The sequence below is a fragment of the Pseudomonas sp. SZ57 genome, from assembly GCF_009495975.1.
Classification (GTDB): domain Bacteria; phylum Pseudomonadota; class Gammaproteobacteria; order Pseudomonadales; family Pseudomonadaceae; genus Aquipseudomonas; species Aquipseudomonas syringae.
This window is the reverse complement of record NZ_WIBD01000003.1, coordinates 548,001-569,082: the sequence shown is the minus strand read 5'-3', so window position 1 is coordinate 569,082 and position 21,082 is coordinate 548,001. Positions and strand designations below refer to the sequence as shown.

Annotated in this window: 16 protein-coding genes; 14 read left to right on the top strand and 2 right to left on the bottom strand. The window is 58.7% G+C overall.

Annotated elements, in window-relative coordinates; translation table 11 throughout:
- Window positions 1-167 precede the first annotated feature (167 nt).
- The 4 genes from map (at window position 168) to GE543_RS06225 (ending at window position 5,937) form a co-directional block, all read left to right on the top strand.
- Complete coding sequence (map, locus tag GE543_RS06240) at window positions 168-950, top strand: type I methionyl aminopeptidase (RefSeq protein ID WP_153221015.1); 783 nt, start codon at window positions 168-170, stop codon at window positions 948-950.
- 65 nt (window positions 951-1,015) lie between these two features.
- Window positions 1,016-3,712: a [protein-PII] uridylyltransferase gene (locus GE543_RS06235; RefSeq protein WP_046236718.1), complete on the top strand. Its 2,697-nt coding sequence runs from the start codon at window positions 1,016-1,018 to the stop codon at window positions 3,710-3,712.
- Between the two features lie 51 nt (window positions 3,713-3,763).
- The gene (dapC, locus tag GE543_RS06230) at window positions 3,764-4,957 is read left to right on the top strand and encodes a succinyldiaminopimelate transaminase (protein ID WP_103688377.1); all 1,194 of its coding nucleotides are present in this window, start codon (window positions 3,764-3,766) and stop codon (window positions 4,955-4,957) included.
- A gap of 131 nt (window positions 4,958-5,088) precedes the next feature.
- Entirely contained in the window at window positions 5,089-5,937 is an 849-nt protein-coding gene (locus GE543_RS06225) for a matrixin family metalloprotease (RefSeq protein WP_046270740.1), read from the top strand.
- 93 nt (window positions 5,938-6,030) lie between these two features.
- Here the strand turns inward: GE543_RS06225 and GE543_RS27070 are convergent, their stop codons facing one another.
- On the bottom strand, window positions 6,031-6,261 hold the full coding sequence (locus tag GE543_RS27070; protein ID WP_003314288.1) for a hypothetical protein: 231 nt from the start codon (window positions 6,259-6,261) through the stop codon (window positions 6,031-6,033).
- 232 nt (window positions 6,262-6,493) lie between these two features.
- On the opposite strand from GE543_RS27070, the gene GE543_RS06215 reads away from it, so the two are divergent.
- The 4 genes from GE543_RS06215 to GE543_RS06200 are packed head-to-tail and all read left to right on the top strand — an operon-like array spanning window position 6,494 to window position 9,592.
- On the top strand, window positions 6,494-6,841 hold the full coding sequence (locus GE543_RS06215; protein WP_003314287.1) for an ArsC family reductase: 348 nt from the start codon (window positions 6,494-6,496) through the stop codon (window positions 6,839-6,841).
- A gap of 47 nt (window positions 6,842-6,888) precedes the next feature.
- On the top strand, window positions 6,889-7,923 hold the full coding sequence (dapD, locus tag GE543_RS06210; protein ID WP_003391105.1) for a 2,3,4,5-tetrahydropyridine-2,6-dicarboxylate N-succinyltransferase: 1,035 nt from the start codon (window positions 6,889-6,891) through the stop codon (window positions 7,921-7,923).
- Between the two features lie 59 nt (window positions 7,924-7,982).
- Window positions 7,983-9,188: an aminotransferase class V-fold PLP-dependent enzyme gene (locus GE543_RS06205; RefSeq protein ID WP_153221014.1), complete on the top strand. Its 1,206-nt coding sequence runs from the start codon at window positions 7,983-7,985 to the stop codon at window positions 9,186-9,188.
- A complete protein-coding gene (locus GE543_RS06200) occupies window positions 9,185-9,592 on the top strand; it encodes a SufE family protein (protein ID WP_153221013.1) in 408 nt (135 codons plus the stop codon). Before GE543_RS06205 ends, GE543_RS06200 begins: the two co-directional genes overlap by 4 nt.
- On the opposite strand, the gene tcdA is transcribed toward GE543_RS06200, so the two are convergent.
- A complete protein-coding gene (gene tcdA, locus GE543_RS06195; protein ID WP_103688380.1) occupies window positions 9,583-10,413 on the bottom strand; it encodes a tRNA cyclic N6-threonylcarbamoyladenosine(37) synthase TcdA in 831 nt (276 codons plus the stop codon). The two genes, GE543_RS06200 and tcdA, sit on opposite strands and share 10 nt — an antisense overlap.
- Window positions 10,414-10,695: 282 nt before the next feature.
- On the opposite strand from tcdA, the gene GE543_RS06190 reads away from it, so the two are divergent.
- The 6 genes from GE543_RS06190 to plsB all read left to right on the top strand — a co-directional run bounded on the left by GE543_RS06190 (window position 10,696) and on the right by plsB (window position 20,983).
- On the top strand, window positions 10,696-13,209 hold the full coding sequence (locus GE543_RS06190; RefSeq protein WP_178118550.1) for a glycosyltransferase: 2,514 nt from the start codon (window positions 10,696-10,698) through the stop codon (window positions 13,207-13,209).
- Between the two features lie 123 nt (window positions 13,210-13,332).
- Entirely contained in the window at window positions 13,333-15,846 is a 2,514-nt protein-coding gene (locus tag GE543_RS06185; protein WP_371927101.1) for a glycosyltransferase family 2 protein, read from the top strand.
- Between the two features lie 99 nt (window positions 15,847-15,945).
- Complete coding sequence (gene dapE, locus GE543_RS06180) at window positions 15,946-17,097, top strand: succinyl-diaminopimelate desuccinylase (RefSeq protein WP_003409292.1); 1,152 nt, start codon at window positions 15,946-15,948, stop codon at window positions 17,095-17,097.
- A complete protein-coding gene (locus GE543_RS06175; protein WP_003433405.1) occupies window positions 17,097-17,906 on the top strand; it encodes a putative RNA methyltransferase in 810 nt (269 codons plus the stop codon). Before dapE ends, GE543_RS06175 begins: the two co-directional genes overlap by 1 nt.
- 19 nt (window positions 17,907-17,925) lie before the next feature.
- Window positions 17,926-18,303 (top strand): hypothetical protein, encoded by a 378-nt coding sequence (locus GE543_RS06170; RefSeq protein ID WP_003415513.1) that lies wholly within the window; start codon window positions 17,926-17,928, stop codon window positions 18,301-18,303.
- 178 nt (window positions 18,304-18,481) lie between these two features.
- Window positions 18,482-20,983, top strand: a complete 2,502-nt coding sequence (gene plsB / locus GE543_RS06165; RefSeq protein ID WP_003391119.1) for a glycerol-3-phosphate 1-O-acyltransferase PlsB — start codon at window positions 18,482-18,484, stop codon at window positions 20,981-20,983.
- Window positions 20,984-21,082 lie beyond the last annotated feature (99 nt).

The window sequence follows — 21,082 nt, the reverse complement described above, 5'->3', positions numbered from 1 at the left end:
TCATAAAAGGGAAGAGAACGGAACTCCCATCAAGTGCTTGTTTTGCGGTGACTTTGCAGCTGCATGGACAGCCTATAGAAGGAAGCGATGATTACCCGGCACCGGCGGTCTGATAGAATTGCGCCTTTGCGCACCCACCGCGTGCCTGCCACGCCGAGAGAATTCGTATGACCATCACCCTCAAAACCCCGGAAGACATCGAAAAGATGCGCGTCGCCGGTCGCCTGGCCGCCGATGTTCTGGAAATGATCGCGCCGCACGTCAAGCCTGGTGTGACCACCGAAGAGCTGGACCGCCTCTGCCACGACTATATCGTCAACGAACAGAAAGCGATCCCGGCCCCGCTGAACTACAAGGGCTTCCCCAAGTCGATCTGCACCTCGATCAACCAGGTGGTCTGCCACGGCATCCCGAGCGACAAGAAGCTGAAGGACGGTGACTCGCTGAACATCGACGTCACCGTCATCAAGGACGGCTACCATGGCGACACCAGCCGGATGTTCCATGTCGGCACCGTTCCGGTATGGGCCGAGCGCCTGTCGAAGGTGACTCAGGAGTGCCTGTACAAGGCCATCGAAATCGTCAAACCCGGCACTCGCCTGGGTGACATCGGTGCCGTCATCCAGAAACACGCCGAAAAGAACGGCTTCTCCGTGGTTCGCGAGTTCTGCGGTCATGGCATCGGCAAGGTGTTTCATGAAGAGCCACAGGTCATGCACTTTGGCGAGGCCGGAACCGGTATCGAGCTGCAGGAAGGCATGACCTTCACCATCGAACCGATGATCAACCAGGGCCGCCCTGAAACCAAGATTCTCGGCGATGGCTGGACGGCGATCACCAAGGACCGCAAGCTCTCGGCGCAATGGGAGCACACGCTGCTGGTGACCGCTGACGGTTACGAAATCTTCACCTTGCGCAGCGATGACACCATTGCCCAAAAGGCTCCCTGACCCGATCATCCCCGGCTGAACGCCCGCCCGTCACTTGCACAGCCCGACACGAGGAATACTGTTCAATGCCGCAAGTAGATCCAGACTTGTTCGATCGTGGCCAGTTCCAGGCCGAACTGGCCTTGAAAGCCAGCCCCATCGCTGCGTTCAAGAAGGCCATCCGCCGGGCGAGAGACGTCCTTGATGAGCGCTTCAGGTCGGGCCGTGACATTCGACGACTGATCGAGGACCGGGCATGGTTTGTCGATAACATCCTGCAAAAGGCCTGGGATCAGTTCGAATGGAGTGAAGACGCCGACATCGCGCTTCTGGCAGTGGGTGGCTACGGGCGCGGCGAGCTGCATCCTTACTCGGACATCGATCTGCTGATCCTGCTGGACAGCGACGACCACGAAGTTTTCCGTGAACCCATCGAGCGGTTTCTGACGCTGCTATGGGACATCGGCCTGGAAGTCGGACAGAGCGTACGCTCGGTCAACGAATGCGCACAGGAAGGCCGCGCCGACCTGACCGTGATCACCAATCTGATGGAAAGCCGCACCATCGCCGGCCCCGAACGCCTGCGCCAGCGCATGCTGGAAGTCACCAGCACCGAGTATATGTGGCCGAGCAAGGAGTTCTTCCTCGCCAAGCACGCTGAGCAGAAAAAACGCCATCACAAGTACAACGACACCGAATACAACCTGGAACCCAACGTCAAGGGTTCTCCGGGCGGCCTGCGCGATATTCAGACCATCCTCTGGGTTGCGCGGCGTCAGTATGGCACGCTGAATCTGCACGCACTGGCAGGCGAAGGCTTCCTGCTGGGCAGCGAAAACGCCCTGCTCGCCTCCTCCCAGGAGTTTTTGTGGAAAGTGCGTTATGCGCTGCACATGCTGGCCGGACGCTCCGAGGACCGGCTTCTGTTCGATTATCAGGTGCGCATCGCCGGGTTGCTGGGCTATGAAGACAACGATGCCAAGCTGGCCATAGAGCGCTTCATGCAGAAGTACTACCGAGTGGTCATGAGCATCGCCGAACTCAGCGATCTGATCATCCAGCATTTCGAAGAAGTGATTCTTTCCGACGACAGCGGTACAGCACAGCCAATCAATTCACGCTTTCAGCTGCACGACGGTTATATAGAAGCTACTCATCCGAACGTCTTCAAGCGCACCCCGTTCGCCATGATCGAAATCTTCGTGCTCATGGCCCAGCACCCGGAGATAAAGGGAGTACGCGCCGACACCATTCGCCTGCTGCGTGAACATCGGCACCTGATCAACGACGAGTTCCGCAACGATATTCGCAACACCAGCCTGTTCATCGAGCTGTTCAAGTGCGAAATAGGCATTCACCGCAACCTGCGCCGGATGAACCGCTACGGCATTCTCGGCCTGTACCTGCCGGAGTTCGGCCATATCGTCGGCCAGATGCAGCATGACCTGTTTCACATCTATACGGTCGACGCGCACACTCTGAATCTGATCAAGCACCTGCGCAAGCTGCAGTACACCGAGGTGTCCGAGAAATTCCCGCTGGCCAGCAAGATCATGGGGCGCCTGCCCAAGCCGGAGCTGATCTATCTGGCCGGGCTTTATCACGACATCGGCAAGGGTCGTGGCGGTGATCACTCGGAGCTCGGCGCCATCGACGCGCAGGCCTTCGGTACGCGCCATCATCTGCCTGCCTGGGACACCCGGCTCATCGTCTGGCTGGTGAGCAACCACCTGGTGATGTCGACCACCGCCCAGCGCAAGGATCTCTCCGACCCGCAGGTCATTCACGACTTTGCCCAGTTCGTGGGCGACGAAGTGCATCTGGATTACCTGTATGTGCTGACCGTCGCCGACATCAATGCGACCAACCCGACGCTCTGGAACTCGTGGCGCGCCAGCCTGCTGCGCCAGCTGTACACCGAGACCAAGCGGGCCTTGCGCCGCGGCCTGGAAAACCCGGTCGACCGCGAAGAACAGATTCGTCGCACACAGACTGCCGCGCTGGATATTCTGGTACGCAACGGCACCGATCCTGATGATGTCGAGCAACTCTGGTCAGCACTGGGCGACGATTACTTCCTGCGTCACACCGCAGGCGACGTGGCCTGGCATAGCGATGCAATCCTGCAGCAACCGGCCGACGGCGGTCCGCTGGTGCTGATCAAGGAGACCACGCAGCGTGAATTCGAGGGCGGGACACAGATCTTCATTTACGCCCCGGATCAGCATGACTTCTTCGCGGTTACCGTGGCGGCGATGGACCAGTTGAACCTGAACATTCACGACGCGCGCATTATCACTTCCAGCAGCAAATTCACACTCGACACCTACATCGTCCTCGACCATGAGGGTGGTTCGATCGGCAACAATCCGGAGCGCATTCAGGACATCCGCGAAGGCCTGACCGAAGCCCTGCGCAACCCGGATGATTACCCGACAATCATCAAGCGCCGCGTGCCGCGTCAGCTCAAGCATTTTGCCTTCGCCCCGCAAGTCACTATCCACAACGACGCCCAGCGCCCAGTGACGGTACTCGAGTTGCTGGCACCGGATCGTCCCGGCCTGCTGGCGCGCGTCGGCAAGATCTTCCTGGAGTTCGACCTGTCCCTGCAGAACGCCAAGATTGCAACGCTGGGCGAACGCGTGGAAGACGTGTTCTTCATCACCGACGCCAACAATCACCCGCTGTCCGATCCACAATTGTGCCGCCAGTTGCAGGATGCAATCGTCAAGCAACTGAGTGTCAACTCAGAGCAAGGCGGCGATTTGCGGATCAGCATATGAACATTCGCTCCTACGAATCGACTCAACGCAGCTCATTGAGGAACACGTTCCATGAATAACGCCATGCAACTGCTTCAGCCTTACCCTTTCGAGAAGCTGCGCGCCTTGCTGGCCGGCGTAACGCCCAATCCGGAAAAGCGTCCGGTAGCGCTGTCGATTGGCGAGCCGAAGCACCGCTCCCCCGATTTCGTCGCCAAGGCGCTGGCCGACAATCTCGATCAGATGGCGGTTTACCCGACCACGCTGGGTATTCCGGCACTGCGCGAAGCCATTGCCGGCTGGTGCAGCCGTCGATTCGGCGTACCACAGGGCTGGATCGATCCGGCGCGCAATGTACTACCGGTCAACGGCACGCGCGAAGCGCTGTTCGCCTTCACCCAGACCGTGGTCAATCGCAGCGATGACGGCCTGGTGATCAGCCCGAATCCGTTCTACCAGATCTATGAAGGCGCTGCGTTTCTGGCCGGAGCCCAGCCACACTACCTGCCATGCCTGAGCGAGAACGGTTTCAATCCCGATTTCGATGCGGTCAGCCCGGACATCTGGAAGCGTTGCCAGATCCTCTTTCTGTGCTCGCCGGGCAACCCGACCGGGGCACTGATTCCGGTTGAAACCCTGAAAAAGCTCATTGCCCTGGCTGACGAACATGACTTCGTCATTGCTGCGGACGAGTGCTACAGCGAGCTGTACTTCGACGAACAAGCCCCGCCGCCGGGCCTGCTCAGCGCCTGCGTCGAGCTGGGCCGCAAGGATTTCAAGCGCTGCGTGGTCTTCCACAGCCTGTCCAAGCGCTCCAACCTGCCGGGCCTGCGCTCCGGTTTTGTGGCGGGTGACGCGGAGATCCTCAAGGCTTTCCTGCTGTATCGGACTTATCACGGCTGCGCCATGCCGGTTCAGACTCAACTGGCCAGCATCGCGGCCTGGAATGATGAGGAGCACGTACGCGCCAACCGTGATCTGTACCGCGAGAAGTTCGCTGCGGTGCTCGACATCCTGAGTCCGGTGCTCGACGTTCAGCGCCCGGACGGCGGCTTTTACCTGTGGCCGAATGTTGGCACCGATGACGCTGCATTTTGCCGCGATCTGTTCGTCGATCAGCACGTCACCGCAGTACCGGGCTCGTACCTTTCGCGCGAAGTGGATGGCGTCAACCCTGGCGCAGGCCGGGTGCGCCTGGCGCTGGTGGCACCGTTGGCCGAATGCGTAGAAGCGGCCGAACGTATCCGCGCCTTCCTGAGCAAGTAAAAGCCAAACCCAAAAAGATCGCCCCGCCGCATGCAATGTGCGGCGGGGTAATTAGTTACCACCTCCCGCACGGTGCGTGAACGTACTCTCAACCTTCATTTTTCATGCTTCCAGACACGAAGCGAACAACCATGAAGGCCAATCTCATGCCCGCATCCACTGCTCCCAAAGGCTTAAAACTGCCCGCATCCTGCTGCATGCGCAGCGCTGGAAATCACCAGGCTTCGTATGAAGCGGCGATTCGCGAAAACCCCGCCAACGCGGAAACCACCCCTGCTTACCAATCGGAAACCGGCAACAACACCGGCCAGTCAAGGCACCAGGCGCGCCTGCTGGTTTCGTTCAGCAAATACTGGGCTCGCGGGCGAACCCTGAAAGTTCTTTTCCTCAAGAACCCTCCAGCCACCCTCACAGCGCCCATCGTAGAAGCGGCAAGCAAATGGCTGCCGCACATAAACCTGAAATTCGAGTTCGTGACGGACGGAGCGAGCGATATCCGAATTGGCTTCAATGAACATTTGAACTGGAGCGCCATAGGCACCGACACCCTGCTGGCCGAGCCTGATGAGTCGACCATGGAGTTCAACCTCAAAGAACTGTACACGGCGGATCTGAAACCCATGCCGGACCTGACGCGCATCGTGCTGCATGAATTCGGACACGCGCTCGGTGCGGTTCACGAGCATCAGCATCCGCAGGCAAACATCCCCTGGAACGAACCGCTGGTGCGCTCACTGCTTTCGCAAACCGGATTAAGTGAAGAAGAGATCAATAGCAATTTTTTCGACAGGTACGAGGCCGCCGACTTCCACCACTCGGCTTACGACCGTGACTCGATCATGCATTTCGATATCCCCAACGGCCTGACCCTCGGCGACTTCGAGATCATCAATGTGGGCAAGACGCTCAGCAGCAATGACATCGCCGTGATGGGCGCTATCTATGCGGACCGTGGCAACTCGAAATTTGAAACGCCCTGACGGAGAGCGTCCGGGCACGTGTTGATCGTGCGGCAATCAACAGCGCGCCATACGTTTTCAACGTGTGGCGTGGCCGCCCGAAAAAAGTGCTGACTACTCTCGGGTTCGCAGTTTTTCAGCCACCCAGCCGACCGCCCAACTGACCGGATCATGAGACTGCATGGGCAGCAACGGCTTTCCTTCGCGGGCAGCCAGCCGGCCCTGGGCTTCGGCTTCACCGTGAATCCAGAGGGTACTTTGCTTGAATCCCTCGGCACGTTGACGCTCCCTGTAATAACGCTGCCGGACAAGCGCTTCCTGACGCTTCTTCTCTTGCTCAGACATAACGCACCCAAACTTCAAATGACGGGTAATAATTGCCCGCAGCAGCCAGCGACTCAAGCAGGAGCGGGTGAAGTTTTCTTAATGATGGTTATCCTTATTATCTAATTTCCGTTCAGTAACCGTACTGGCGCTGTCACGACACTGAACGGACTGACGTGGCATAATAGCCGGCTGAATTGCGAGGAGAAGACGTGGGGAGTATCGAGCAAGATCAGCCACCCCACCTTAAACAATGACTTACACTCTATTTGGCATCAAAGCCTGCGACACGATGAAGAAGGCTCGTACCTGGCTCGACGAGCATTCGGCGAGCTACGAATTTCACGACTACAAGACCCAGGGCATCGACCGTGAGCACCTCGAGCAGTGGTGCAATGAACACGGATGGCAGGTTGTGCTAAACCGCGCAGGCACGACCTTTCGCAAGCTCGAAGACGGACAAAAGGCCGATCTCGACCAGGCGAAAGCCATAGAACTGATGCTCGCGCAGCCGTCCATGATCAAGCGTCCAGTGCTTGATCTGGGCGATAAAACCCTGATCGGCTTCAAGCCTGACCTGTATGCAGCGGCTTTACAGTAAGCCAGAGCGCTACTGAAAGCCCCTTGATAAAGCCACGAGGTATTTACATGTCCACCACCCTGTTCAGCCTGGCCTTCGGCGTCGGCACCCAAAATCGTCAAGGCGCATGGCTTGAAGTATTTTATGCTCAGCCTCTGATCAATCCTTCTGCGGAACTGGTCGCGGCTATCGCACCGGTTCTGGGTTACACCGGCGGCAACCAGGCAATCACCTTCAATGTCGACATGGCCTACAAGCTGGCCGAAGCGGCCAAATCCGTGGACGCGACTCAAGCCGCACTGCTGACTCGTCTGGCCGAAAGCCAGAAGCCGCTGGTCGCGACCCTGCTGGCCGAAGACGCCACACTGACGTCGACTCCCGAGGCGTACCTCAAGCTGCATCTGCTTTCGCACCGCCTGGTCAAGCCGCACGGTCTGAACCTGGCAGGCATCTTCCCTCTGCTGCCAAACGTGGCCTGGACCAGCCAGGGCGCGGTCGATCTGGTCGAGCTGGCCGAGCGTCAACTCGAAGCACGCCTCAAGGGCGAGCTGCTGGAAGTATTCTCGGTCGACAAATTCCCGAAAATGACCGATTACGTCGTGCCGAGCGGCGTTCGTATCGCTGACAGCGCTCGCGTGCGTCTGGGCGCCTATATCGGCGAAGGCACGACCGTCATGCACGAAGGCTTCGTCAACTTCAATGGCGGCACCGAAGGCCCGGGCATGATCGAAGGCCGCGTTTCCGCTGGCGTATTCGTCGGCAAGGGCTCGGATCTGGGCGGCGGCTGCTCGACCATGGGCACGCTGTCCGGTGGTGGCAACATCATCATCAAGGTCGGTGAAGGCTGCCTGATCGGTGCCAACGCCGGCATCGGCATCCCGCTGGGTGATCGCAACACCGTAGAGTCGGGCCTGTACGTGACCGCAGGTACCAAGGTCGCGCTGCTCGACGAAAACAATGAGCTGGTCAAGATCGTCAAGGCCCGCGAGCTGGCGGGTCAGACCGACCTGTTGTTCCGTCGCAACTCTCAGACCGGCGCAGTGGAATGCAAAACCCACAAGTCGGCCGTCGAGCTGAACGAAGCACTGCACGCTCATAACTGATGCTGTGTGCGGGTTCAAGGCTGACGGCTTTGAACCCGCCTGCACACGCTGGACGAACAATGCCCCTCTTCTCTCCCTGGCGCGGCGACTTCCCCGCCATCGCCGCTCTGCAACGGCAAGGCCAGACCTATCTGGACAACGCCGCCACGACGCAAAAGCCTCAGGCGCTTATCGACGCCCTGACTCATTACTACGCCAACGGTGCCGCCAATGTGCATCGTGCCCAGCATCTGCCCGGCGCGCACGCCACTCAAGCGTTCGAGTCCAGCCGTGGCAAGGTCGCTCACTGGCTGAATGCCGGCGAGAACGGCCAGATCATCTTCACCCACGGCGCAACGTCTGCGCTGAACCTGCTGGCCTACGGGCTGGAACATGAATTCGCGGCGGGCGACGAAATCGCCATCAGCGCGCTGGAGCATCACGCCAATCTGCTGCCATGGCAGCAACTGGCTCAGCGACGCGGCCTGAAACTGGTGGTTCTGCCGCTGGACATCGATGGCGTGATCGACTGCGACGCGGCAGCCAACCTGATCGGACCGCGCACGCGCCTGCTCGCAGTCACCCAGCTCTCCAACGTGCTCGGCACCTGGCAACCCCTCGCCCGCCTCATCGCACTGGCCAAGACCCAAGGCGCGCTCACCGTCGTGGACGGCTCGCAGGGCGTGGTGCACGGACGCCATGATGTACAGGCGCTGGGCTGCGATTTTTATGTGTTTTCCAGCCACAAACTGTATGGCCCGGAAGGACTCGGCGTGCTTTACGGACGCAACGAAGCGCTGCCCAGCCTCGCGCATTGGCAGTTCGGCGGCGAGATGGTGCTGACGGCCGATTATCAACACGCGAAATTTCGTCCGGCCCCACTGGGTTTCGAGGCGGGCACCCCGCCCATTGCCAGTGTGATCGGTCTGGGCGCTACCCTGAGTTACCTGGACAGTCTCGACCATCAGGCAATTGCAGAGCATGAAGCCAGACTGCACCGTCGCCTGCTCGAGGGCCTGCAGCAGCGGGACGGCATTCAGGTCCTGGGCTCGCCGGATCTGGCACTGGTCAGCTTCGTCGTCGATGGCGTTCACAATGCTGATGTGGCCCACCTGCTGACCGAGCAGGGCATTGCCGTGCGCGCCGGCCATCACTGCGCGATGCCGCTGTTCAAGACCCTTGGCCTGCCCGGCGCGATTCGCGTGTCACTGGCGCTGTACAACGATTCGGACGATCTGCTGCAGTTCTTCAGCGCACTGGATCAGGCACTGGAGCTGCTTCGATGAGCCTGCCGCCCTTGGCGCAAACTGCGCTCGACAGTTTTTCCCGGCCGCAAGGCTGGGAACAGCGCGCACGCCTGCTGATGCACTGGGGTGATCAACTTGCGCCGCTGAGTGACGAAGAAAGGACCGACGACAATCTGGTACACGGTTGTGAAAGCAAGGTCTGGCTGACCGGCGCAGTCAGCGACAACGCCTGGCTGTTTCGGGCCGGCAGCGACGCGCGACTGATACGCGGCCTGGTGGCGCTGCTGCTGGCGCGTGTCAACGGCCTTTCGGAACAAGAGCTGGCAGCCGTGGATTTACCTGACTGGTTCAATCAGTTGGGCCTCGCCCGCCAGCTATCACCCTCGCGCAGCAACGGCCTCAATGCCGTACTGCAGAAGATGCGTCAGCTGACTCAAGCCTGATCGGGTGTTACAAGCGCTGGCTTGATCCGCTCCGAAGGCCGTCGCGTGCCCGCTACCAGTTTGTCCACCGCACGGGTGGCGGCAATCATGCCAAAGGTCGCGGTCACCATCATCACGGCACCGAAACCACCGGCGCAATCGAGCTTTACGCCCTCGCCGACGAATTTCTTTTCCAGACAAATGCTGCCATCCGGCTTGGGGTAGCGCAGTTGTTCAGTGGAAAACACGCAAGGCACGCTGTAGTGACGGTTCGGCGTGCGTGAAAAACCATAATCCCGACGCAGGGTCGAGCGCACCTTGGAGGCCAGCGGGTCGTTGAAGGTGCGGTTGAGGTCGGCGATCTGAATCAACGTCGGGTCGATCTGCCCGCCCGCCCCGCCGGTGGTGACCATCTGAATCTTGCGTCGTTTGCACCATGAAATCAGCGCAGCCTTGGCGTTGACGCTGTCGATACAGTCGATCACGAAGTCCATGTCCGGGGTAATGCACTCGGCCATGGTGTCGCGGGTTACGAAATCAGCCACGGCGTGGACAATGCAATCGGGGTTGATCGCGCGGATACGCTCGGCCATCACCTCGACCTTCGGCCGACCGACCGTGCTGTCCAGTGCATGCAACTGGCGGTTGCTGTTACTGACACAGACATCGTCCATGTCGAAAAGCGAAATCTCGCCCACGCCACTGCGCGCCATCGCTTCCGCCGCCCAGGAGCCCACGCCGCCGATACCCACCACGGCCACATGAGCCCCGCGCAGGCGTGCCAGCCCCTCGACGCCATATAGACGGGCGATGCCAGCGAACCGTGGATCTTCTGCACTCATGACCAATACCTCAAAAACCGGCGCGCATTATAGGGGTTTGTCGACGACAAGACACCTGACTTGTTCCCGGCGGGCAAGGTCATTGTCCGTTGACGAGTTGCCCCAGAGACTCAAGGGAAGTAAAAAATAATGATTTTAGAACGCAATCAACGCCCACTGCTTAAACGCCATTCCGTTTTTGGAAACGCCCGAGGAAAAGAGTCTAAGCATTGCAAACGGCAATGAACGAGGACGACTAAGGTTAATCAACGCGAAGGGAACTCGCGGCACCGGCGCACAAGCATGGAGCACATTGCAGACATGGATGACAATCTATCCAAGGGATACATATGGCCAGCCCATTCATTAACAACAATGGCCAGCGAGGTTCCGGACTGGCCTGAAAATATCCCGGGTGTCTCATACAGCCCTTTTCGTCCCGGGCAGAGTCCGTACACGCACCTCTATCCGACCCGCGAGCAAATCACCGAAGACCTGCTGCTGATCCGGCCTTTTACCCGGCACATAAGAACCTATTCAGTGGAGGGTACGCTGGCCTGTATTCCCGAGATCGCCGAGACATTGGGCATGAGCGTCACACTGGGCGTATGGATCACCTGGGACGAGAAACATAATGACCGGGACTTGCTGACCGGCGTAGACCTGGCCAATCGATTCTCCAGCGTTCAGCGCTTACTCATCGGGCATGAAGCACTGCTGCGCAACGATGTCACCGTCGATCAACTGATTGCCTATATGAACACTGCACGACGCTATGTCGATGTTCCGGTGTCGACCTCGGAAGGATGGAAGCAATGGCACGAGACGCCTGAACTGGCCGAACATGCAGACTTCATAGCCGCTCATATACTGCCGTTCAAAGAGGCTGTGCCGGTGACCGAAGCAAGCGCACGAGTACTTGCGCGGGCTGACGAACTGAAGCTGATGTTTCCCGACAAACCGCTGATCATTTCCGAAGTTGGCTGGCCCGGCAAAGGCAACTTCAGAAGGCGTATAACAACGTATCGTGCAGAACAGTCGATTTATCTGCGTCATCAGCTCGCTCTGCTCGAACAGCACGGCCACGACTACTTTGTCATGGAAGCGTTCGATCAGCCGTGGAAAACCTCGGAAGGTTTGCCAGGGCCGCACTGGGGCCTGTTTGATGCACAGCGCAAGATGAAGCTGCAACTGAAGGGTCCTGTGAAAACACGCGCCAGTTGGCAGTCGGAAATCCCGAGAGTAATAGCCGGTTTGCGGCCTGACTCCTGGCGAACAACAGCGGTAATTTTCGCCGTGGCCTATGGCGTGCTGGTATGGATCGGCATGAATTTCACGCAACCGCTACCCAGGTGGGTGGCTTTGCCGGTCGTCATGGTATGGGCCGCCAGTTTAATGGGCGGGTTAGGAATAAAAGTTTTTGAGTACCTGGAGTCGTACTGGGGACCGGAAAATCCGCGCTCCTTTCCGCCAATACCGGCTTATCCTGGTCCGTGGCCCAAGGTTTCCATACATGTGCCATGCTACAACGAACCTCCGGACATGGTGAAGCAGACCCTCGACGCACTGCAAAGGCTGGACTACCCGGACTTTGAAGTGCTGATCATCGATAACAACACGCAAGACCCGGAAGTCTGGGAGCCCGTTGAACAGTACTGTCAGCAACTGGGGCCTCGCTTCCGGTTCTTTCATGTCAATCCCCTCAGCGGATTCAAGGCCGGCGCTCTGAACTACCTGCTGGACTACACGGCTAAGGATGCTGAAGTCGTTGCGACCATCGATGCCGACTACTGCGTGCACAGGCATTGGCTCAAACACATGGTGCCGCACTTTTTGAATCCGGAGATAGCAGTCATTCAAGTACCGCAGGACTTCAGTGATGGTGACGAGAGCCTGTTCAAACGTTGCTGCCAGGCCGAGTATCGAATTTTTTTCACTATTGGCATGGTCATCCGCAACGACCACAACTCAATCACTCAACACGGCACCATGGCCCTGATTCGCAACTCGGTACTGCAGCGGCTGCGCTGGGCAGAGTGGAGCGTCTGTGAGGATACCGAACTTGGACTGCGAATACTGGAAAACGGTTTTTCCACCGGCTATGCCGCCATCGGCTATGGCAAGGGGCTGAGCCCCGATACGTTCATGGATTTCAAGAAACAGCGCTATCGCTGGGCGTATGGCGTAACCCAGATATTCAAGCGAAATATTGGAAGCCTGGTAGCAGGAACCTGCAAATCCTTGAAACCCATGCAGCGCTATCACTTTGTCGCGGGCTGGTTACCGTGGATGGCAGGAGGAGTGAGTTACTTTCTGGCTGCAGCAATGATTCTGTGGTCGATGGCGATGATTATTCGACCCGACACACTCGAGCCCGTGCCATGGATTTTTTCATTTTCGTTACTGCTGATGTTCGTCGTCGGTGTCTTTAAAATGCTTGTCCTTTATCAGCGACTCTCTAGCACTGACATCAAAAACGCCTTGGGAGCGACGCTCGCGGGCCTGTCGCTAGCCCCTATTATAGGTAAGGCAGTACTGTCAGGCTTGTTCACATCAGGATTGCCATTCTATCGAACGCCCAAGCAGACCGCTGGAAACCAGACAAGGCAGGCCATACTCGACGTAGTGAGAGAACTGGGCACGGTCTTGTTATGGTGGACTCTGATCGTAATGCTATGCGTCAGGAAAGACACCGTCGACGCAGACCTGGGATTCTGGATGGCGATGCTGTTCTTGCAATCATTACCCTTTCTGGCAGCCATGACCATGACAATCCTGTCCGCTCGCGCAACCCGCCCCGCCCCATCCACAACCTGACCTATCCACAGCGCACAATAAACGACGGCCTCAGGTCGTCGTTTTGCTCTAAAAAGCCTGGCACCTCAAAGCCGCCACCAGGGCTAATAGACGCGACAGGAAGTCGCGATATCGATACACCGCATGGAGCACATTTCAAACATGGATGAAAATTCAAACAATACAGGCAACTGGCCGACAAACCTTTTTAAAACCAGACTCAACTATCCGCCCAACTGGCCTGCAATGATCTCTGGCGTGGCCTACGCCCCTTTTCGACCGGGCCAAAGCCCCTACAAACAGATTTTTCCGACGCGTGATCAGATAAGAGAAGACCTGCTGCTACTTCGAAGCATGACACGGAATATAAGAACTTACTCTGTGGAAGGGACATTGATGCATATCTCCGAACTCGCCGAAGCACTGGGCATGAATGTCACGCTTGGCGTGTGGATAACAGAGGATGAAACGCACAATATCGAGGAAATAAATGCAGGGATCGAACTCGCCAACCGTTACTCCAGCGTGCAACGCCTGGTCTTGGGAAATGAAGTCCTGTTTCGTGATGATGTTCCCACCGATCTGCTTATTCTCTATCTGCAGACCGCACGACGCGCCGTCAATGTGCCTGTTTCGACCTCCGAGATATGGACACAATGGTACGAGACACCGGAACTCGTCAGGCATGTCGACTTCATTGCCGCCCATATTTTGCCTTTCTGGGAAGGCGTTTCAGCGCTGGACGCGACCGCGATCACTCTGGCACACGCGAACGAACTGAGAACGAGATTCCCCGACACTCCCCTCATACTTTCCGAGATTGGCTGGCCGAGCAAGGCCATCGCCAAGAGGCGGATGACGACCTCTGACGCAGAGCACTCGATATACCTGCGCAACCAGATTCCATTACTGGATCAGCACGGCCATGACTATTTCGTTATAGAAGCCTTCGATCAGCACTGGAAGACTGAAGAAGGTCTGCCCGGGCCTAATTGGGGTTTGTTCGATGCAAAGCGCAGATTAAAACTGCACATCAACGGCCCGGTAAAAATGCCGGTCAACATGCTCTCGGAAATACTCAGGCTTATCACCCGCCTTAAACCGGAGTCGTGGCCTACAGGCGCCTTGATAATCGTGCTGGCTTATTGCGTATTGTCAGGGTTCGGCATGCACTACTCACAGCCACTGCCCGCCTGGCTCGCGCTGCCTGTCGCCTTTATCTGGGCTGCCAGCGTGCTGACTTACATGGGTATCGAAACGCACGAATTCCTCGAAGCCTGCTGGGGACCGGACACCCCACGGTCTTTCCGCCCCGTCCATCGTCCTGTTGGTCCCGCCCCGAAAGTTTCCCTGCATGTTCCGTGCTGCAACGAACCTCCGGATATGGTGAAACGGACTCTCGACTCGTTGCAAAAGCTGGACTACCCGGACTTCGAGGTGCTGGTCATCGACAACAATACTCAGGACCCGGCCATCTGGAAGCCTATCGAGCGATACTGTCAGCAGCTCGGCCCTCGGTTCCGGTTTTTTCATGTCAGTCCACTTCCCGGATTCAAAGCGGGTGCACTCAACTATCTCCTGAGACATACCGCTGAAGACGCAGAAGTAGTGGCAGTCATCGACGCTGATTACTGCGTCCATCGACAGTGGCTCAAACATATGGTGCCCCACTTCACGGACCCGAAGGTTGCAGTCATTCAATCGCCGCAGGATTATCGCGACGGTCACGAAAGCCTGTTCAAGTGTTGCTGTCAGGCCGAGTACCAAGGTTTTTTTAACATCGGCATGGTGATCCGTAACGATCACGATGCAATTATCCAGCACGGCACCATGACACTGATCCGCCGATCAGCACTGGACCGACTGGGCTGGGCGGAATGGTGCATATGCGAAGACGCCGAACTTGGCCTGCGTATGCTGGAAAGTGGTTTCTCCACTGGTTACACCGCTATCAGCTATGGCAAAGGGCTGACTCCCGATACGTTCATGGACTTCAAGAAACAACGATATCGCTGGGCATATGGAGCTATGCAGATCGTCAAGCGGCACGCCGGAAGCCTGATTGCAGGAAACTGCGCGTCCCTGAGCGCGATGCAACGCTACCATTTCATCGCGGGGTGGATGCCGTGGGTGGCAGAAGGAATGAATTATCTGTTAACGCTGGCTGCGTTGGCCTGGTCGATGGCAATGATCCTTAAGCCCGAGACTTTCGGGCCGCTGCCATGGATATTTTCCACGTCGTTGATACTGATGTTTGCCCTGCGCTCGTTAAAGATGATTGTGCTCTACCGGCAGTTGGTCAGCACACACACCAAAGAGGCACTGGCGGCGATACTGGCCGGCATGGCGCTTTATCCGACCTTGGGCAAGGCAGTGCTGGCGGGGCTTTTCACCTCGGCAATGCCTTTCTACAGAACGCCCAAACATACCTCTGCAAACCGGATCGGACAAAACCTGCTCGATGTAAGGGAAGAACTGTCTACCTTGGCGATCTCCTGGATCGCGATTGTGCTTTTGCTCACAGGCAGGGCATCCATCGATACGAATTCCGGTTTCTGGATAGCCATGCTTTTCGCACAATCAGTCCCTTATCTGGCAGCCATTACCATGACAATCCTGTCCGCTCGCGCAACCCGCCCCGCCCCATCCACTGCCTGACATATCCAGCGGGCACGATAAACGACGGCCTCAGGTCGTCGTTTTGCTTTAAGATATCCGCCTTTTCGCGCCCAAAGTCTTGCTACCGGAGTTCTGTACATGACGGCCCCAGCCGACCTCTCGCCCACCCTCCAACTCGCCTGCGATCTGATCCGCCGTCCGTCAGTGACGCCGGTCGATGCCGATTGCCAGACCGTGATGATGCAGCGCCTGGGCGATGCCGGCTTCAAGCTGGAGCCGATGCGTATCGAAGACGTCGACAACTTCTGGGCCACCCACGGCACCACCGACGGCCCGGTACTGTGTTTCGCCGGTCATACCGACGTGGTTCCGACCGGTCCGCTGCAGAACTGGCAGAACGATCCGTTCGATGCGTTGATCGACGAGCACGGCATGCTTTGCGGACGTGGCGCGGCAGACATGAAAGGCAGTCTGGCGGCGATGCTGGTGGCGGCCGAGCGCTTTGTCGCCGATCACCCTGATCACAAGGGCTCGGTGGCGTTCCTGATCACCAGCGACGAAGAAGGCCCGGCGCATCACGGCACCAAAGCCGTGGTCGAACGCCTCGCAGCGCGTAATGAGCGTCTGGACTGGTGCATCGTCGGCGAGCCGTCGAGCACCACGCTGGTCGGCGATGTGGTCAAGAACGGTCGACGCGGTTCGCTGGGGGCTACGCTGACGGTGCGCGGCAAACAGGGCCATGTGGCTTACCCGCATCTGGCCAAGAACCCGATTCACCTGGCCGCGCCGGCCCTGGCCGAACTGGCCGCCGAGCATTGGGACCACGGCAACGACTTCTTCCCGCCGACCAGCTTCCAGATCTCCAACCTGAACGCCGGCACCGGCGCCACCAACGTCATCCCCGGCGATCTGGTGGCGGTCTTCAATTTCCGTTTTTCCACCGAGTCGACCGTCGAAGGCCTGCAGCAGCGCGTTGCCGATATCCTCGACAGGCATGAACTGGACTGGCACGTGGACTGGGCGTTGTCCGGCCTGCCGTTCCTCACCGAGCCGGGCGCGTTGCTGGACGCCGTGTCTTCCAGCATCAAAAGCGTCACCGGCCGTGAGACTAAAGCCTCAACCAGCGGCGGAACCTCCGACGGTCGCTTCATCGCCACCCTCGGCACGCAAGTGGTCGAGCTGGGGCCGGTCAACGCAACGATCCATCAGGTCAACGAACGTATTCTGGCCAGCGACCTCGATGTGCTGACCGAGATCTACTACCAGACTCTGGTCAAGTTGCTCGCCTGATGCTGACCTGCCCGATCTGCTCAGCGCCGCTCAGCACTGCCGACAACGGCGTGGTGTGCCCGGCCAATCATCGCTTCGACCGAGCCCGTCAGGGCTATCTGAACCTGTTGCCGGTGCAGCACAAGAACAGCCGCGACCCTGGCGACAATCAGGCCATGGTCGAGGCGCGACGCGACTTTCTCAATGCCGGGCACTACGCTCCGGTAGCCCGGCGTCTGGCTGAACTGGCCGCCGAGCGATCCCCCGCGCACTGGCTGGACATCGGCTGTGGCGAAGGCTATTACACCGCGCAGATTGCCGAAGCCTTGCCCCATGCCGATGGCTATGCGCTGGACATCTCCCGCGAAGCGGTCAAGCGTGCCTGCCGTCGTGACCCGACGCTGACCTGGATGGTCGCCAGCATGGCCCGTGTGCCACTTCCGGATGCCAGTTGCCAGTTTCTGGCCAGCGTGTTCAGCCCGCTGGACTGGCAGGAAGCCAAGCGCCTGCTGACCCCAGGCGGCGGACTGATGCGGGTCGGCCCGACCAATGAGCATCTGATGGAGCTGCGTCAGCGGCTCTATGATGAAGTGCGCGATTACGCCGACGACAAGCACCTGTCGCTGGTGCCGCAAGGTATGCAGTTGCAACACAGCGAAACCCTGCGCTATACGCTGAAGCTGATCGACGGCCAGTCCCGCGCCGATCTGCTGGCCATGACACCGCACGGCTGGCGCGCCAGCGCTGAACGTCGCGCAGCGGTCATCGAGCAACCAGGACCTTTCAAGGTCACCGTTTCCATGCGCTACGATTATTTCGTGCTGCAATAAGCATTCAACAGAGGCCCCCATGCGCCAACCCGATATCGAGATTTACCTGAAAGACGAAGACGTCGATCACAAGGCAATCGCCCAGTGGCTCGGCGACGCGCTGGGCTCCTGCAGCGAATGGAAGCAGAAAGGCCAGACCTGGAAATGCACAGCGGGCACTGTCGCCGTGACCTGGCTGCCCAGAGCGGTCGGCAAATGGAACAGTCTGCACTTGGACAGCGATCAGACCCCTTGGGAAGACGACATCGCCTGCGCCCGCGCCGCATTCAAGGCCTTGAACGTCGAAGTACGTTGCGCCCCGGGCACCTGGGTTGAAGAAGAAAGCGACGAGACGGCCGACCGCTGGATACGCGTCAGTGCCGACGGCGAGGAAGAGATTACCTGGCGAACCTCGTAGGACTATTCGCCGCGACGTTCCGGATGCGTGACGTCGCGAGGTAAACCCGGCTCGGCAAACGGTCATTCAGACATGACCCTTTCAGCGGGCGCACCGGCGCTTTTGCCGATCGCTTCGGGATACGTCACACTGGCGCCCATCCAGGGCAGCCGCCCGCCCCTCACTCAGCAGAAGCCGTATGACCCGCTCTCCATTCCGTCGTCTTGTGTTCGGCACCCTGCGCCGGTTGTTGTATCTCTGGGTTCGCTCGGAGACCATCAATCAATCGTCTTTCACGCTGAATCTGGACCGCAGTCGCCCGGTGTTCTATGCACTGCAATCGCCGTCAATCAGCGATCTGGCAGTGATCGATACAGAATGCCGCAAAGCCGGTCTGCCTCGTCCGGTGCTATCGGTGGCGGTCGGTAACCTGATCGAGCCCGCCGCATTCTTTTACCTGACCCCCTCCCCTGACTGGCTCGGTCGCCAGGACAAGCGTGGTGCGCCTCCGACGCTGGAGCGTGTGGTCGCAGCCGTCAGCCAGAACCCCGGCGAAGACGCGCAGATCATCCCGGTCAGCGTGTTCTGGGGCCAGTCACCTGACCGCGAATCCAGTGCCTGGAAGCTGCTGTTTGCCGACAGCTGGGCGGTGACCGGCCGTTTGCGCCGTCTGGTCAGCATTCTGATTCTGGGCCGCAAGACCCGCGTGCAGTTTTCCGCGCCAATTCACATGCGCGAACTGGTGGGTGAAAACAAAGGTTACGAGCTGACGCTGCGCATGACCCAACGTCTGCTGCGCGTGCACTTTCGCAACCTGAAAAGCGCCGTGATCGGCCCGGACGTTTCACACCGGCGCACGGTGGTCAAAGGTCTGCTGGACGAGCCGCTGGTCAAGCAGGCGATCATCGAAGAAGCCGAGCGTGAACATATCACCCAGGAAAAGGCCCGGGAACGGGCGCTGAGCTACGGCAACGAGATCGCCTCGGACTACACCTATTCGGTGATCCGCTTCATGGAAGTGGTGCTCAGCTGGTTCTGGAACAAGATCTACGACGGCATCAAGGTCAGCCACATCGAAGGCGTTCAGGAAGTTGCGCCGGGACATGAGGTCATTTATGTGCCTTGCCACCGCAGCCATATCGATTATCTGCTGCTGTCCTATCTGCTGTTTCGCAACGGCCTCACGCCGCCGCACATCGCCGCCGGCATCAACCTTAATATGCCTGTGGTCGGCGGCCTGCTGCGACGTGGCGGGGCATTTTTCATGCGCCGCACGTTCAAGGGTAACCCGCTGTACACGGCGGTGTTCACCGAGTACCTGCACACGCTGTTCATCAAGGGCTTTCCGGTCGAATACTTTGTCGAAGGCGGCCGTTCACGCACCGGGCGCATGCTGCAACCGAAAACCGGCATGCTCGCCATCACCCTGCGCAGCTTCCTGCGCAACTCGCGGATGCCCATCGTCTTCATCCCGGTGTACATCGGCTACGAGCGTGTGCTGGAAGGCCGTACTTACCTGGGCGAACTGCGCGGGGCAACCAAGAAGAAAGAGTCGATCTTCGATATCTTCAAAGTCATCGGCGCGCTGAAGCAGCGCTTCGGCCAGGTCTCGGTGAACTTCGGTGCGCCGATCAAACTGGCCGAGTTTCTCGATGGCGAACAACCGGACTGGCGCGAACAGCAACTGGACCCGCAATTTCGCCCCGAATGGCTGAGCGAGACCACGCACCGTCTGGGTGAGCGTGTGGCCCAGCACCTGAACGAAGCCGCAGCCGTCAACCCGATGAACCTGGTTGCCGTGGCGTTACTGTCGACGCAAAGACTGGCGCTGGACGATCAGGCCATGGAGCGGGTTCTCGACCTGTACCTGACCCTGCTACGCGCCGTTCCGTACTCCCCGCACACGACACTGCCGGAAGGTGATGGCCGCTCGCTGATCGAGCATGTCAAAGGCATGGACCTGCTCGCCGAGCAAAAAGACGCGCTGGGCAAAATTCTGTACCTGAACGAACAGAATGCGGTGTTGATGACGTACTACCGCAACAACGTCCTGCACATCTTTGCCCTGCCCTCGCTGCTGGCAAGCTTTTTCCAGAGCTCGTCGCGCATGACCCGCGAACAGATTCTGCGCTACACACGTGCACTGTACCCGTTCCTGCAATCGGAACTGTTCATTCGCTGGCCGCTGAACGAGCTGGATGAGGTGGTCGATCAATGGCTGGCTGCGTTCGTGGAGCAAGGTCTGTTGCGCTTCAAAAAGGACGCCTACGTGCGCCCGGAGCCCAGCTCGCGCGAGTTCGTCTTGCTGACGCTGTTGTCGCGCGCCATCGCCCAGACGCTGCAGCGCTTCTACATGGCGATTGCCTTGTTGCTCAACAGCGGGCAGAACACGCTGAGCCCCGAGCAGCTCGAAGACCTGTGCACGGTCATGGCCCAGCGCCTGTCGATTCTGCACGGCCTCAATGCGCCGGAGTTCTTCGACAAGAGCCTGTTCCGGCACTTCATCCAGACCCTGCTGGACCTGGGCGTACTGCGCAAGGACAGTGCCGGCAAGCTGAGCTATCACCCGATGTTGGGCGAACTGGCGGAAGGGGCGGCCAAGCGGGTATTGCCTGCCGAAATCCGTCTTTCGATACGGCAAGTGGCCTTGCACAGCAATGAAGAGGAGCAGGACGTGGGAAGCGATCAAGAGAAAACGTAGGGCTTTTCCTTAACCTGGCAGGGATTTTTAGACAGCGGTTTTCTGCTCTCTGGCCCCTGCTAGGGTTTGGTGGGTACCAATGACTGGTACTTAATCAAA